The organism is Streptomyces sp. NBC_00239 (assembly GCF_036194065.1).
Taxonomy (GTDB): domain Bacteria; phylum Actinomycetota; class Actinomycetes; order Streptomycetales; family Streptomycetaceae; genus Streptomyces.
In genome coordinates, this window is record NZ_CP108095.1 from 3,520,066 (window position 1) to 3,535,792 (window position 15,727).

Sequence of the window (15,727 nt, forward strand, 5' to 3'; positions counted from 1 at the left end):
GGCGGACTGCCTGTTTGGCCGCTTCTCTCCGACCCACGCGGTCGGGTGTGTCGCACTCCCTTTCAGAAAATTCCCATACGGAAATTCCCTCTTCAAGGGGGTGCGGTCCTTGACCGCGCTTCGGGGGAGGAACACCCACCGAGTGCCTGGCAGGCACCCCGCTGACGCTTCCCGAAAGATTCCCGTACGTCCGCCCCATTGCTGCCCCGAGAGGCAGATAAAGGCGACGAGTACTGTGGGACTCGCTTCCGGTCCTCCCGGCGGGAGGCGCGCAGCATCGGTACTCAACCGAGCAACTTGAACAGTTTGCCATACAGGACGCTGGGCGCGCCAATCGCAAGCGGGGAGGGTACCCCATCTCACATCCAGAAGGGCCTCGCCCCGCCGCTCTCGCGGTGGGACGAGGCCCTTCCTTCCTGCATGGCTGCTCCGAAGAGCTACCAGGTCAGAGCACGAATTACTTCGTGATCTTGGTGACCTGGCCGGCGCCGACGGTCCGGCCACCCTCACGGATGGCGAACTTCAGGCCCTCTTCCATCGCGACAGGCTGGATGAGGTTGACCGTCATGTCGGTGTTGTCACCGGGCATGACCATCTCGGTGCCCTCGGGCAGGGTCACAACGCCCGTCACGTCCGTGGTACGGAAGTAGAACTGCGGGCGGTAGTTGTTGAAGAACGGGGTGTGACGGCCACCCTCGTCCTTCGACAGGATGTACGCGGCGGCCTCGAACTCGGTGTGCGGCGTGACCGAACCGGGCTTGATGATGACCTGGCCGCGCTCGACGTCCTCGCGCTTGATGCCACGGAGGAGCAGACCGACGTTCTCGCCGGCCTGGCCCTCGTCGAGCAGCTTGCGGAACATCTCGATACCGGTGACCGTGGTGGTGGTCTTCTCTTCCTTGATACCGATGATGTCGACGGTCTCGTTGACCTTCAGGACACCACGCTCGATGCGGCCGGTGACGACCGTACCGCGACCGGTGATCGTGAAGACGTCCTCGACCGGCATCAGGAAGGGCTTGTCGGTGTCACGCGGAGGGGTCGGGATCGACTCGTCCACGGCCTTCATGAGGCCGAGGAGCTTCTCGCCCCACTCCTTGTCACCCTCGAGGGCCTTGAGCGCCGACACCTGGACGACCGGAAGGTCGTCACCCGGGAAGTCGTACTCGGAGAGCAGCTCGCGAACCTCGAGCTCGACGAGCTCCAGGATCTCCTCGTCGTCCACCATGTCGGCCTTGTTCAGCGCGACGACGATGTAGGGAACGCCGACCTGGCGGGCCAGGAGCACGTGCTCCTTGGTCTGCGGCATCGGGCCGTCGGTGGCGGCGACCACGAGGATGGCACCGTCCATCTGCGCGGCACCGGTGATCATGTTCTTGATGTAGTCCGCGTGACCCGGGCAGTCGACGTGGGCGTAGTGACGCGCCTCGGTCTGGTACTCGACGTGCGCGATGGAGATGGTGATACCGCGCTGGCGCTCCTCGGGAGCCTTGTCGATCTGGTCGAAGGCCGAGGCCTCGTTCAGGTCCGGGTACGCGTCGTGCAGCACCTTGGTAATGGCGGCCGTGAGGGTCGTCTTACCGTGGTCAATGTGACCGATGGTGCCGATGTTGACGTGCGGCTTAGTCCGCTCGAACTTCGCCTTCGCCACGGGGGTCCTCCTGGAGAGTGGTTCTGTACGCCTTACTCATCGGCGCCAGGTGATCTTTGCTGGGATGCCGGCCCCCCGGGGATTCTGGAGCGGTGCTCCTTCTGCCCCGGGGCTCCGGTGACAAGCCTAAAGCGTGTACTCGGGAGAGTTACTCGCCCTTGGCCTTCGCGATGATCTCCTCGGCGACGTTCCGGGGAACCTCGGCGTAGGAGTCGAACTGCATCGAGTAGCTGGCGCGACCCGAGGTCTTGCTGCGGAGGTCGCCGACGTAGCCGAACATCTCCGAAAGGGGCACGAGGCCCTTCACGACGCGAGCGCCGTGACGCTCCTCCATGGCCTGGATCTGGCCACGGCGGGAGTTGATGTCGCCGATGACGTCACCCATGTAGTCCTCGGGCGTGGTGACCTCGACGGCCATCATCGGCTCAAGGAGCACGGGAGAAGCCTTGCGCGCGGCCTCCTTGAAGGCCTGCGAACCGGCGATCTTGAAGGCGAGCTCGGAGGAGTCGACCTCGTGGTAGCCACCGTCGAGAAGAATGACGCGGACGCCGGTCATCTCGTAGCCCGCCAGGATGCCGAACTGCATGGCCTCCTGCGCACCCGCGTCGACCGAGGGGATGTACTCCCTCGGGATGCGGCCACCGGTGACCTTGTTCACGAACTCGTACGCCGGACCGTCGGTCTCGGTGATGGGCTCGATCGCGATCTGCACCTTGGCGAACTGACCGGTACCACCGGTCTGCTTCTTGTGCGTGTAGTCGTGACGCTCGACGGCCTTGCGGATCGTCTCGCGGTACGCGACCTGCGGCTTGCCGACGTTGGCCTCGACCTTGAACTCGCGCTTCATACGGTCGACCAGCACCTCGAGGTGCAGCTCGCCCATACCGCCGAGGATGGTCTGGCCCGTCTCCTCGTCCGAGTGAACGTGGAAGGAGGGGTCCTCCTCCGCGAGACGCTGGATGGCGACACCCAGCTTCTCCTGGTCACCCTTGGACTTGGGCTCGATGGCGACCTGGATGACCGGGGCCGGGAAGTCCATGGACTCCAGGATGACCGGGCTCTTGTCGTCGCACAGCGTCTCACCGGTGGTGGTCTGCTTCAGGCCCATGACGGCGACGATGTCGCCGGCGCCCACCGCATCGATCTCTTCACGCTTGTTGGCGTGCATGCGGTAGATCTTGCCGATGCGCTCCTTCTTGCCCTTGACGGAGTTCAGCACCGCAGTGCCGGCCTCCAGGCGGCCCGAGTAAACCCGGACGAAGGTGAGCTTGCCGAGGTGCGGGTCGCTCATGATCTTGAACGCCAGCGCCGCGAGGGGCTCCTCGTCGGAAGGCTTGCGCTTCACGACGACCTCGGCGTCCTTGACGTCGTGGCCTTCGATGGCCTCGATGTCCAGGGGCGAGGGGAGGTAGCGGACGACGGCGTCGAGCAGGGGCTGGACGCCCTTGTTCTTGAACGCCGTGCCACAGAACACCGCGGTGATCGTGGGCTCGCCCTTGCCCTTGCCGGAGTTCAGGATGATCCGGCGGACGGCGGCGTGCAGCTGCTCCACGGACGGCTCTTCGCCGTTCAGGAAGAGCTCCATGATCTCGTCGTCGTTCTCGGCGACGGTCTCGACCAGCTTGCCGCGCCACTCGGCCGCAGCCTCGGTGTGCGTGGCCGGGATGTCGACGATGTCGTACATCTCGCCCTTGGTCGCCTCGGCGGACCAGACGAACGCCTTCATGGTGACCAGGTCGACAACGCCCTGGAAGTCCATCTCGGCGCCGATGGGGAGCTGCATGACGATCGGAACCGCACCGAGGCGGTCCTTGATCATGTCGACACAGCGGTGGAACTCGGCACCGGTGCGGTCGAGCTTGTTGACGAAGCAGATGCGCGGGACGCCGTAGCGGTCCGCCTGACGCCAGACAGTCTCGGACTGCGGCTCCACGCCGGCGACACCGTCGAAGACGGTGACGGCGCCGTCGAGCACGCGGAGCGAACGCTCCACCTCGACGGTGAAGTCGACGTGACCCGGGGTGTCGATGATGTTGATGGTGTGGTCAACATCTTCGAGCGGCCAGTGGCAGGTGGTGGCGGCAGACGTGATGGTGATACCACGCTCCTGCTCCTGCTCCATCCAGTCCATCGTGGCGGCGCCGTCGTGGACCTCACCGATCTTGTACGACACACCGGTGTAGAACAGGATGCGCTCGGTGGTGGTCGTCTTGCCCGCGTCGATGTGGGCCATGATCCCGATGTTGCGGACCTTGGCCAGGTCAAGCGAAGTGGTAGCCATGAGGCTTCGGTCTTCTCTCGGTCTCGATGTGGGGTGGGACTACCAGCGGTAGTGCGCGAAGGCCTTGTTGGACTCGGCCATCTTGTGCGTGTCCTCGCGCTTCTTGACGGCAGCGCCAAGACCGTTGGAGGCGTCGAGCAGCTCGTTCATGAGGCGCTCGGTCATGGTCTTCTCGCGGCGGGCGCGGGAGTAGCCCACGAGCCAGCGCAGCGCGAGGGTCGACTGGCGACCCGGCTTGACCTCGACCGGAACCTGGTAGGTCGCGCCACCGACACGGCGGGACTTGACCTCAAGCGACGGCTTGACGTTCTCCAGCGCGCGCTTCAGCGTGATGACCGGGTCGTTGCCGGTCTTCTCGCGGAGGCCTTCCATGGCGCCGTAGACGATGCGCTCGGCGGTGGAGCGCTTGCCGTCCAGGAGGATCTTGTTGATGAGCGACGTCACCAGAGGAGATGCGTAGACCGGGTCGATGATGACCGGGCGCTTCGGGGCGGGGCCCTTACGAGGCATTCTTACTTCTCCTTCTTGGCGCCGTAGCGGCTGCGGGCCTGCTTGCGGTTCTTGACAGCCTGGGTGTCAAGCGCACCGCGGATGATCTTGTAACGAACACCCGGCAGGTCCTTCACACGGCCACCACGCACGAGCACGATCGAGTGCTCCTGCAGGTTGTGTCCCTCACCCGGAATGTAAGCGGTGACCTCGATACCGGAGGTCAGACGCACACGCGCGACCTTACGGAGCGCCGAGTTCGGCTTCTTCGGGGTGGTCGTGAACACACGCGTGCAGACGCCACGGCGCTGGGGCGAAGCCTCAAGCGCGGGCGTCTTCGTCTTCTCGACCTTGTCCTGCCGGCCCTTCCGGACCAGCTGCTGGATCGTAGGCACTACTTCTCCGGTTTCTGTGTGCCGATCGTAAAACTAACCTGGAACATCGCCGACCCACGCGGTCGGGTGTGTCGAACACTGCAAGCCTCCGCGAAACGCGGAAACGCACAGATTGCGGCGGCCGCTGCGGACTCTCGTGCGGTGGATGGACACGCACAGGAGCCCAGGCACACCCCAGGCACAAGGTCTGAGCGTACCTATCGCGTCCACTCCGGTCAAAACAAATGCCCACGCCCCGCGACCCCCCGGATGACCTCCGGGCCTTTCGCCCGGCCCGCACCTAAGCTCTCAAACGGTACTTTCACGGCAAAAAGTTCCAGCGGGTCGGGAGAGACCAGCAGGTCAGAGCGTAGGGAGCAGCATCTTGGGGACCGTGGCAGCGGAGCCGATCACCGTTCCAGGCCCGCCCGCCGAGCCACCCCGCCCGGCCTCCCGCCGACGCCACCGCCTGCTCGGACCGGGCCTCGCCTTCCTCGTCACCACGACGGCCTTCACCACCGCCTGGCTGCTGCGCGGCGCCCGGCCCTTCGGCGGCCGCCCCCGGGCCCTGAACGACCAGGCCAACCAGTACGTGCCCTTCCACCAGGGGCTGTGGGACGTGGTCCACGGCAAGGCGGCCGGCGACCTGTTCCTCAGCTGGCACACCGGCTTCGGGCAGCAGTTCCTGGCGGATCACCACACCTACCTGGGCAACCCCCTGTCCTGGCTGGCCGTACTGGTCCCCCGGCACCGCGTGGACCTGGCCGTCTTCGCCCTCACCCCGCTCACCCTGGGGCTCGCCGCCGCCCTCATGGCCGGCTACCTCGGCCGGCTCGCCCCGGGTCCCGGCTGGCAGCGCGGGCTGCTCGGCGCCTGCTACGGCCTGTGCGGCTGGGCGGTGGCCGACGCCTCGTACATCCCGATGTGGCTGTGGGGCCTGGTCGCGCTGCCGCTGCTCGGCACCGCCGTCGAGTGGTGCCTCCAGGGGCGCCGCTGGCCGGCCGCCACCCTGCTGGTCGCCCTCGCCTGGCTGGGCAACTTCTACACGGCGATGATGGCCACGATGGCCGCCGCCGTCCTCCTCGCGGTGCGCCTGACCCTGATCCGCTGCTCCGCCCGGCAGCGGATCCGCGCCGTCCGGCGCGCCGCGACCGCCGCGGCCACCGGCGTCCTGCTCACCCTCCCGCTGCTGCTGCCCGCGCTCCTCGCCAGCCGCGCCGCCCAGCCCACCCGGGCCGCCACCTTCGAGCCCACGGACACCGGCCCGTTCCTGGCGGGACTGCTGCCCGGCGCCTACCACTGGGGCGGCCACGCCCGCCTGTACGTGGCCTCCCTCGGCCTGGTCCTGACGCTGGCCTTCCTCCTCGACCCGGCGGTGGCCCGCCGCACCCGGCTGGTCTGGGCCGCCGCGCTGGTCCTGGTCACGGCCTCCTTCCAGTTCCCGCCGACCCAGTACGCGTGGCACGGCCTGGCGGTCCCCAACGGCAACCCCTACCGGGAGACCTTCGTCCTCGCCGGCCTGCTCGTGATCACGGCCTGGCTGGGGCTGGCGGCCCGGCCCCGCCCCGGCCGCCTGGTCCTCGCCGCCGGCCTGCTGGCCGCGGCCGCCTTCCTGCTCCGCGACAGCGACGACTTCACCCCTTGGACCTGGGTCGCGGTCCTCGGCGGCGGCTCCCTGTCGGTCGCCGGGCTGTGCCTGTACCTCCGGGGCAGCGGCCCGCGGCGGCGCCGCGGCCTGGTGGCGGCCGGCGCCGTGCTGATGGCCACGGCCGTGCTCGCCGAGTCCGCCGGCTCCGCGGCCGTGGCCGACGCCCGCCGGGCCCGCGAGAAGTGGGCCGCGCCCCGGGCCACCGCCGGTCCCGCCGTCGACGCCCGCTTCGCCGCCGTCCGCCGGCTGGACGGCTGGCCCGCGTACCGGACCGACCCCGGACGCCCGGAGCTCTCGTACAACGACGGGCTCGCGCTGCGCGCCCAGGGCCCGCAGTACTACAGCAGCTACCTGCCGGCGGCCGCCTTCCGCACGCTCGACGCCCTCGGGTACGGCTACACCAACGACGGGCGCACGCTCTTCGGCTCCGACAGCCCGGTGCTCGACGCGCTGTTCTCGGTCGGCGCCCGGGTGCGGCCCGAGCCGGGCGGCGGCTGGACCGGCGACACCTTCCCCGCTCCCCCGCTCGTGACCGTACGCACCGGCCGGTACGCCCCGCCCCACTCGGCCGACAGCGTGTACGCCCGCCAGGAGGCCGCGCTCGGCAGCACGGTCTACGAGGTCCCGCCCGTCACCCGCGGCCCGGGCGTCACCGGCGTGCGGCACTACACCGCCCACTGCACCCCGGGCACCGAGGCCTACTGGTACTCCCCCGCCCTCCTCGGCCGCCTCACGTACGGCGGCGCCGCCCTGACCGTGCGGGACGAGACGGCCGGCGTGCTGCGGCTGGGCCCCGTACCGGCCGACGGGCGGGTGGCCGTCGCCGTCCGCACCCGCAGCCCGGGCGACGCCCCCGCACACCCCGTGGGCTGCCTGGACCGGGCCGCCCTGGACTCGGCGGTACGGCGGCTGACCGCGACCGGGGCCACCGCGATCCGGGCCGGCGGGCACTCCCTCGCCGCCACCCTGCCCGCGGCCGCCGACGGCGCCGCCCGGGCCCGTACCGCGGTGTTCGCGACGACCGCCGGACCCGGCTGGCACTGCTCCGCCCCGCAGCGGCCCTTCCACGGCCTGCTCGCCGTGGCCCTCCCCCCCGGCAGCCGCGAGGTCTCCTGCACCTACACCCCGCCGGGCTTCGTACGGGGCCTGGCGGGCGGCGGGCTGGGCCTGTTGCTCCTGGCCGCCGGCACCGCTTCCGCCCTGCGCCGCCGCCACGGCCACGGCCGCCGCCCCTGAGGCCGTCCCTGCCCCGGAAACGGGAGAAGCCCCCCGCCGCTCCGGACGGAGCGGCGGGGGGCTTCTTCACGAGCGTGACTCTCAGCCGTTGTACGGGCCGTAGTCGTAGTCCTCCAGCGGGACAGCCTGGCCGGAGCCGGTGCCGAAGGGCGAGTAGTCGATGTCGTCGTAACCGACGGCCGAGTACATCGCGGCCTTGGCTTCCTCGGTCGGCTCGACCCGGATGTTGCGGTAGCGGGCGAGGCCCGTACCGGCCGGGATGAGCTTACCGATGATGACGTTCTCCTTGAGGCCGATCAGGGAGTCCGACTTGGCGTTGATCGCCGCGTCGGTCAGGACCCTGGTCGTCTCCTGGAAGGACGCCGCGGACAGCCACGACTCGGTCGCCAGCGAGGCCTTGGTGATACCCATCAGCTGCGGACGGCCGGAGGCGGGGTGACCGCCCTCGGTGACCACACGACGGTTCTCGGTCTCGAAGCGGCCGCGCTCGACGAGCTCGCCCGGAAGCAGCTCGGCGTCGCCCGACTCGATGATCGTCACGCGGCGGAGCATCTGCCGGATGATGATCTCGATGTGCTTGTCGTGGATCGACACGCCCTGGCTGTTGTAGACCTTCTGGACTTCGCCGACCAGGTGGACCTGGACCGCACGCTGACCGAGGATGCGCAGCACGTCGTGCGGGTTGGTGGCACCCGCGGTGAGCTTCTGGCCCACCTCGACGTGGTCACCCTCGTGCACGAGGACCTTGGCGCGCTTGGAGATCGGGAACGCCGTCTCCTCGGAGCCGTCGTCCGGCGTGATGACGATCTTCTTGGTCTTCTCGGTCTCCTCGATCCGCACGCGGCCGTCGGCCTCGGAGATCGGCGCGACACCCTTCGGGGTACGGGCCTCGAAGAGCTCGACGACACGCGGCAGACCCTGCGTGATGTCGTCACCGGCCACACCACCGGTGTGGAAGGTACGCATCGTCAGCTGGGTACCGGGCTCACCGATGGACTGGGCCGCGATGATGCCGACGGCCTCACCGATGTCGACCAGCTTGCCGGTGGCGAGCGAGCGTCCGTAGCAGAAGGCACAGGTGCCGACCGCGGACTCACAGGTCAGGACCGAGCGGGTCTTGACCTCCTCGACGCCGTTGGCGACCAGGGCGTCGATGAGGACGTCACCGAGGTCGACGTTGGCCGGCGCGATGACCTTGCCGTCGATGACGACGTCCTCGGCCAGCATGCGGGCGTAGATCGAGGTCTCGACGTCGTCGGCCTTGCGCAGCACGCCGTCCTCGCCGCGAACGGCGATCTTCAGCTTCAGGCCGCGCTCGGTGCCGCAGTCCTCCTCGCGGATGATGACGTCCTGCGAGACGTCCACCAGACGACGGGTGAGGTAACCCGAGTCGGCGGTACGCAGGGCGGTGTCCGCCAGACCCTTACGGGCACCGTGCGTGGAGATGAAGTACTCCAGAACGGTGAGGCCCTCACGGAAGGACGCCTTGATCGGACGCGGGATGGTCTCGTTCTTCGCGTTCGACACCAGACCACGCATACCGGCGATCTGTCGCATCTGCATCATGTTTCCTCGGGCACCCGAGTCAACCATCATGAAGATGGGGTTCGTCTTGGGGAAGTTCGCGTTCATCGCCTCGGCAACCTCGTTGGTCGCCTTGGTCCAGATCGCGATGAGCTCCTGCGTGCGCTCGTCCTTGGTGATCAGACCGCGCTCGTACTGCTTCTGGACCTTCTCGTCCATCGCCTCGTAGCCCGCGACGATGGCCTTCTTGGCCTCGGGCACGACGACGTCGGAGATGGCCACGGTGACGCCCGAACGGGTCGCCCAGTGGAAGCCGGCCGCCTTCAGGTTGTCGAGCGTCGCCGCCACGATGACCTTGGGGTAGCGCTCCGCCAGGTCGTTGACGATCTCGGAGAGCTGCTTCTTGCCCACCGAGTAGTCGACGAACGGGTAGTCCTCGGGCAGCAGCTCGTTGAAGAGCGCGCGGCCCAGCGAGGTCTTCAGACGGAAGCTGTCGCCCGGCTGGAACTCCTGCTCGCCTTCCTCGGCCACCGGCGCCACCCAGCCGCGCGGCGGGATGGTGCCCACCGGGAAGCGGATGTCGACCTGCGACTGCAGGGCGAGCTCGCCGGCGTCGAACGCCATGATCGCCTCGGCCGTGGAGCCGAACGCGCGGCCCTCGCCCTTGGTGTCACGCAGCTCACCGTCGGTGGTCAGGAAGAACAGACCGAGGACCATGTCCTGGGTCGGCATCGTGACCGGACGGCCGTCGGCCGGCTTGAGGATGTTGTTCGAGGACAGCATCAGGATGCGGGCCTCGGCCTGCGCCTCCGCGGAGAGCGGCAGGTGCACGGCCATCTGGTCACCGTCGAAGTCCGCGTTGAACGCGGTGCAGACGAGCGGGTGGATCTGGATGGCCTTGCCTTCGACCAGCTGGGGCTCGAAGGCCTGGATGCCGAGGCGGTGCAGCGTGGGCGCACGGTTCAGCAGGACCGGGTGCTCGGCGATGACCTCTTCGAGGACGTCGTACACGACCGTGCGGCCGCGCTCGACCATCCGCTTGGCGCTCTTGATGTTCTGCGCGTGGTTCAGGTCGACCAGGCGCTTCATCACGAACGGCTTGAAGAGCTCCAGCGCCATGGCCTTGGGCAGACCACACTGGTGCAGCTTCAGCTGCGGACCGACGACGATCACGGAACGCGCGGAATAGTCCACGCGCTTGCCGAGGAGGTTCTGGCGGAATCGACCCTGCTTGCCCTTCAGCATGTCGCTGAGGGACTTCAGGGGACGGTTGCCGGGACCGGTCACCGGACGACCACGACGACCGTTGTCGAAGAGGGCGTCGACGGCCTCCTGGAGCATGCGCTTCTCGTTGTTCACGATGATCTCGGGGGCACCGAGGTCGAGAAGGCGCTTCAGGCGGTTGTTGCGGTTGATCACGCGGCGGTACAGGTCGTTCAGGTCGGAGGTCGCGAAGCGGCCACCGTCCAGCTGCACCATCGGACGAAGGTCCGGCGGGATGACCGGGACGCAGTCCAGAACCATGCCCTTGGGGCTGTTGCTGGTCTGCAGGAACGCGGAGACGACCTTGAGGCGCTTGAGCGCACGGGTCTTCTTCTGGCCCTTGCCGGTACGGATGATCTCGCGGAGGCGCTCGGCCTCCTCCTCCAGGTCGAAGGACTCCAGGCGCTTCTGCAGCGCCGCGGCACCCATCGAACCGTCGAAGTACGTGCCGAAGCGGTCACGCAGCTCGCGGTAGAGGAGCTCGTCGCCCTCCAGGTCCTGGACCTTGAGGTTCTTGAAGCGCGACCAGACCTCGTCCAGACGGTCGATCTCGCGCTGCGCACGGTCGCGCAGCTGCTTCATCTCGCGCTCGGCACCTTCGCGCACCTTGCGGCGCACGTCGGCCTTGGCGCCCTCGGCCTCGAGCTCGGCGAGGTCCGTCTCGAGCTTCTTGGCCCGGCCTTCGAGGTCCGAGTCGCGACGGTTCTCGATCTGCTGGCGCTCGACGGAGACGTGGGCCTCCAGCGACGGAAGGTCGCGGGTGCGGCGCTCGTCGTCCACGAACGTGATCATGTACGCGGCGAAGTAGATGACCTTCTCGAGGTCCTTCGGCGCGAGGTCCAGCAGGTAGCCAAGACGCGACGGAACGCCCTTGAAGTACCAGATGTGGGTGACGGGAGCGGCGAGCTCGATGTGGCCCATCCGCTCACGGCGCACCTTGGCGCGCGTGACTTCGACGCCACAGCGCTCACAGATGATGCCCTTGAAGCGGACACGCTTGTACTTGCCGCAGTAGCACTCCCAGTCCCGGGTCGGACCGAAGATCTTCTCGCAGAAGAGTCCGTCCTTCTCGGGCTTCAGGGTGCGGTAGTTGATGGTCTCCGGCTTCTTGACCTCGCCGTGCGACCAGGTTCGGATGTCGTCCGCGGTGGCAAGGCCGATCCGCAGCTCGTCGAAGAAGTTGACGTCGAGCACTGTGCGTCAATCCCTCTTTCGGGGTCGTGTCTCTTGATCAGTGGTCTGAACGGTCCCGGGGGTGACGGGGGGCTCCTTCAGGGAGCCCCCCGTCAGGCCCGTCAGACCTCTTCGACGCTGCTCGGCTCGCGCCGGGACAGGTCGATACCGAGCTCCTCCGCTGCGCGGAAGACGTCCTCGTCGGTGTCGCGCATCTCGATGGACATGCCGTCCGAGGACAGCACCTCCACGTTGAGGCAGAGCGACTGCATTTCCTTGATGAGCACCTTGAAGGACTCGGGAATGCCCGGCTCGGGGATGTTCTCGCCCTTGACGATGGCCTCGTAGACCTTCACTCGGCCGGTGACGTCGTCGGACTTGATGGTCAGCAGCTCCTGGAGGGCGTACGCGGCGCCGTAAGCCTCGAGCGCCCACACCTCCATCTCACCGAAGCGCTGGCCACCGAACTGCGCCTTACCACCCAGCGGCTGCTGCGTGATCATCGAGTACGGACCGGTCGAACGCGCGTGGAGCTTGTCGTCGACCAGGTGGTGGAGCTTGAGGATGTACATGTACCCGACCGAGATCGGGTCCGGGAACGGCTCGCCGGAGCGGCCGTCGAACAGGCGCGCCTTACCGGTCGGGAGCACCATGCGCTCGCCGTCGCGGTTCGGGATGGTGTGCTGCAGCAGGCCGGCCAGCTCGTCCTCGCGGGCGCCGTCGAACACCGGGGTGGCGACGTTGGTGCCGGGGGCGACCTTGTCGGCGCCGATGACCTGCAGACGCTGGGCCCACTCGTCCGCGAGGCCGGAGACGTCCCAGCCGCGGCTGGCGAGCCAGCCGAGGTGGATCTCCAGGACCTGTCCCGGGTTCATTCGGGACGGGACACCGAGCGGGTTGAGGATGATGTCGACCGGGGTGCCGTCCTCGAGGAAGGGCATGTCCTCGATCGGAAGGATCTTGGAGATGACACCCTTGTTGCCGTGACGGCCGGCGAGCTTGTCACCGTCGGTGATCTTGCGCTTCTGGGCGACGTAGACGCGGACCAGCTGGTTCACGCCCGGGGGAAGCTCGTCGCCCTCCTCGCGGTCGAAGACGCGGACACCGATGACCTTGCCGATCTCACCGTGAGGCACCTTGAGCGAGGTGTCGCGCACCTCGCGGGCCTTCTCACCGAAGATCGCGCGGAGCAGGCGCTCCTCCGGGGTCAGCTCGGTCTCACCCTTGGGCGTGACCTTGCCGACCAGGATGTCGCCGGCGACGACGTCCGCACCGATGCGGATGATGCCGCGCTCGTCGAGGTCCGCGAGGACCTCCTCGGAGACGTTCGGGATGTCCCGGGTGATCTCCTCGGGGCCGAGCTTGGTGTCACGGGCGTCGACCTCGTGCTCCTCGATGTGGATCGAGGAGAGGACGTCGTCCTGCACGAGGCGCTGCGACAGGATGATCGCGTCCTCGTAGTTGTGACCCTCCCACGGCATGAAGGCCACGAGCAGGTTCTTGCCGAGGGCCATTTCGCCCTCTTCGGTCGCCGGTCCGTCGGCGAGGACCTGGGACTCAACGATCCGGTCGCCCTCGTTGACGATGACCTTCTGGTTGACCGAGGTGCCCTGGTTCGAGCGGGAGAACTTCGCGACGCGGTACGTGGTGTACGTGCCGTCGTCGTTCCCGACGGTGATGTAGTCGGCCGAGACCTCCTGGACCACACCGTCCTTCTCCGCGCGGATCGAGTCACCGGCGTCGACCGCACAGCGGTACTCCATGCCGGTGCCGACGAGCGGCGCCTCCGCCTTGATGAGCGGAACGGCCTGGCGCATCATGTTCGCGCCCATGAGGGCGCGGTTGGCGTCGTCGTGCTCCAGGAAGGGGATCATCGCGGTCGCGACGGACACCATCTGGCGCGGGGAGACGTCCATGTAGTCGACGTCGTCGCCGGCGATGTAGTCGATCTCGCCGCCACGACGGCGGACCAGCACGCGGTTCTCGGTGAAGCGCATGTCCTCGGACAGGCCGGCGTTGGCCTGGGCGATGACGAAGCGGTCTTCCTCGTCCGCGGTCAGGTAGTCGACGTCGTCGGTGACGACGCCCTCGACGACCTTGCGGTACGGGGTCTCCACGAAGCCGAACGCGTTGACGCGGCCGTAGGAGGCGAGCGAGCCGATCAGACCGATGTTCGGGCCTTCGGGGGTCTCGATCGGGCACATGCGGCCGTAGTGCGACGGGTGCACGTCACGGACCTCGAAGCCGGCCCGCTCACGGGAGAGACCACCCGGGCCAAGCGCCGACAGACGGCGCTTGTGGGTGAGACCCGACAGCGGGTTGTTCTGGTCCATGAACTGCGACAGCTGGCTGGTGCCGAAGAACTCCTTGATGGAGGCGACGACCGGCCGGATGTTGATCAGGGTCTGCGGCGTGATCGCCTCGACGTCCTGGGTCGTCATGCGCTCACGCACGACGCGCTCCATACGAGCCAGACCCGTGCGGACCTGGTTCTGGATGAGCTCGCCGACGTTGCGCAGACGACGGTTGCCGAAGTGGTCGATGTCGTCGGTCTCGACGACGATCGAGTTGCCGTTCTCGCCGATCGTGTCGGTCTCGCCGGCGTGCAGCTTGACCAGGTACTTGATCGTCGCGATCACGTCGTCGGTGGTGAGCACACCGGCGTCGAGCGGCTCGTCGGCCCCGAGCTTCTTGTTGACCTTGTAGCGGCCGACCTTGGCGAGGTCGTAGCGCTTCGGGTTGAAGTACAGGTTCTCGAGCAGCGTCTGCGCGGCCTCACGGGTCGGCGGCTCGCCCGGACGCAGCTTGCGGTAGATGTCGAGCAGCGCGTCGTCCTGGCCCTGGGTGTGGTCCTTCTCCAGGGTGGCGCGCATGGACTCGTACTCGCCGAACTCCTCGAGGATCTGCTCGGTGGTCCAGCCGAGAGCCTTCAGGAGGACGGTGACGGACTGCTTGCGCTTGCGGTCGATGCGGACGCCGACCATGTCGCGCTTGTCGACCTCCATCTCCAGCCAGGCACCCCGGGACGGGATGATCTTGGCGGAGAAGATGTCCTTGTCGGACGTCTTGTCGATGGAGGAGTCGAAGTAGACACCGGGCGAACGCACGAGCTGGGACACGACGACACGCTCGGTGCCGTTGATGACGAACGTGCCCTTGTTGGTCATGAGCGGGAAGTCGCCCATGAAGACCGTCTGAGACTTGATCTCGCCGGTCTCGTTGTTCGTGAACTCGGCCGTGACGAAGAGCGGCGCCGCGTACGTGAAGTCGCGGTCCTTGCACTCGTCGACGGAGTTCTTCGCGGGCTCGAAGCGGTGGTCGCGGAAGGTCAGCGACATCGACCCGGAGAAGTCCTCGATCGGCGAGATCTCCTCGAAGATCTCTTCCAGACCGGACTTGGTGGGGACGTCCTGTCCACTCTCGAGAGCCGACTCGACGCGAGCCTTCCAGGCGGCATTGCCGAGCAGCCAGTCAAAGCTTTCGGTCTGCAGCGCCAGGAGGTTCGGAACCTCGAGGGGCTCCTTGATCTTTGCAAAGGAGATGCGCAGCGGGGCAGTGCTGGCGCCGTTGTTCATATTGGTCGAGGCGTTGCGCGAGGCGGCCAAGAGGGGGTCCTTCCGAGGGCTCGGACTCACTACGCGCGTACCGGTCCCAGCCGTACACAGAAGACGGATGCCTCTTCGAGTGACCAAAAAGCCAGGTCAGAGGGGATCAATCAGGTGTGCTCTAGCGTGGGCATGCCCCTGGCGACGGGCAGGGGGCAGCTAACAGGCAGCGCAAAGGGTCAGTGTAGCCACTTGGCTCACTGATGTCCAGACCAGGTTTCCGGAATCCGGCAACAGGCCTTCCCCTTGTTGTTCAACGCTGCGGCCCTCGTACACAGAGCGCGTATCGATACTGCCCTCTTCGTAGTCGATCCATGCCTCGGATTTTGGATCGACGTAGCGACGGTCCTGAGAATTGCGCGCCTCGTGCCGTTCGTCAAGGCCCCCTGCCCCGTGCGGATCATCACCGAGCCCGTTCGGAGGGGCAGCGAGGGCAACGAAGATCACCCTACTCCCCAACGAGACCGGGGCAAGTCAGGCACT

At 67.5% G+C, this 15,727-nt stretch carries 7 protein-coding genes; 1 reads left to right on the plus strand and 6 read right to left on the minus strand.

Annotation, left to right across the window (positions count from 1 at the left end):
* Positions 1-457: 457 nt before the first annotated feature.
* From tuf to rpsL, 4 genes are all read right to left on the minus strand, one after another.
* Positions 458-1,651: an elongation factor Tu gene (tuf, locus tag OG764_RS15390; protein WP_190182995.1), complete on the minus strand. Its 1,194-nt coding sequence runs from the start codon at positions 1,649-1,651 to the stop codon at positions 458-460.
* 148 nt (positions 1,652-1,799) lie between these two features.
* Positions 1,800-3,932: an elongation factor G gene (gene fusA, locus OG764_RS15395; protein WP_328968988.1), complete on the minus strand. Its 2,133-nt coding sequence runs from the start codon at positions 3,930-3,932 to the stop codon at positions 1,800-1,802.
* A gap of 39 nt (positions 3,933-3,971) precedes the next feature.
* A complete protein-coding gene (rpsG, locus tag OG764_RS15400) occupies positions 3,972-4,442 on the minus strand; it encodes a 30S ribosomal protein S7 (RefSeq protein WP_109778523.1) in 471 nt (156 codons plus the stop codon).
* A gap of 2 nt (positions 4,443-4,444) precedes the next feature.
* A complete protein-coding gene (gene rpsL, locus OG764_RS15405) occupies positions 4,445-4,816 on the minus strand; it encodes a 30S ribosomal protein S12 (protein ID WP_007265893.1) in 372 nt (123 codons plus the stop codon).
* A gap of 373 nt (positions 4,817-5,189) precedes the next feature.
* On the opposite strand from rpsL, the gene OG764_RS15410 reads away from it, so the two are divergent.
* Positions 5,190-7,679, plus strand: coding sequence for a YfhO family protein (locus OG764_RS15410; protein ID WP_328973022.1), 2,490 nt, complete (start codon positions 5,190-5,192; stop codon positions 7,677-7,679).
* An 81-nt stretch (positions 7,680-7,760) separates the two neighbouring features.
* On the opposite strand, the gene OG764_RS15415 is transcribed toward OG764_RS15410, so the two are convergent.
* Both OG764_RS15415 and rpoB read right to left on the minus strand, forming a co-directional pair.
* On the minus strand, positions 7,761-11,660 hold the full coding sequence (locus OG764_RS15415) for a DNA-directed RNA polymerase subunit beta' (protein ID WP_328968989.1): 3,900 nt from the start codon (positions 11,658-11,660) through the stop codon (positions 7,761-7,763).
* A gap of 101 nt (positions 11,661-11,761) precedes the next feature.
* Entirely contained in the window at positions 11,762-15,244 is a 3,483-nt protein-coding gene (gene rpoB / locus OG764_RS15420; protein ID WP_328968990.1) for a DNA-directed RNA polymerase subunit beta, read from the minus strand.
* Between the last annotated feature and the right edge of the window lie 483 nt (positions 15,245-15,727).

Bases quoted from the DNA above. Each gene is read 5' to 3' on its own strand.
- fusA (WP_328968988.1), bottom strand. From the start codon at position 3,932: ATGGCTACCACTTCGCTTGACCTGGCCAAGGTCCGCAACATCGGGATC.
- rpsG (WP_109778523.1), bottom strand. From the start codon at position 4,442: ATGCCTCGTAAGGGCCCCGCCCCGAAGCGCCCGGTCATCATCGACCCG.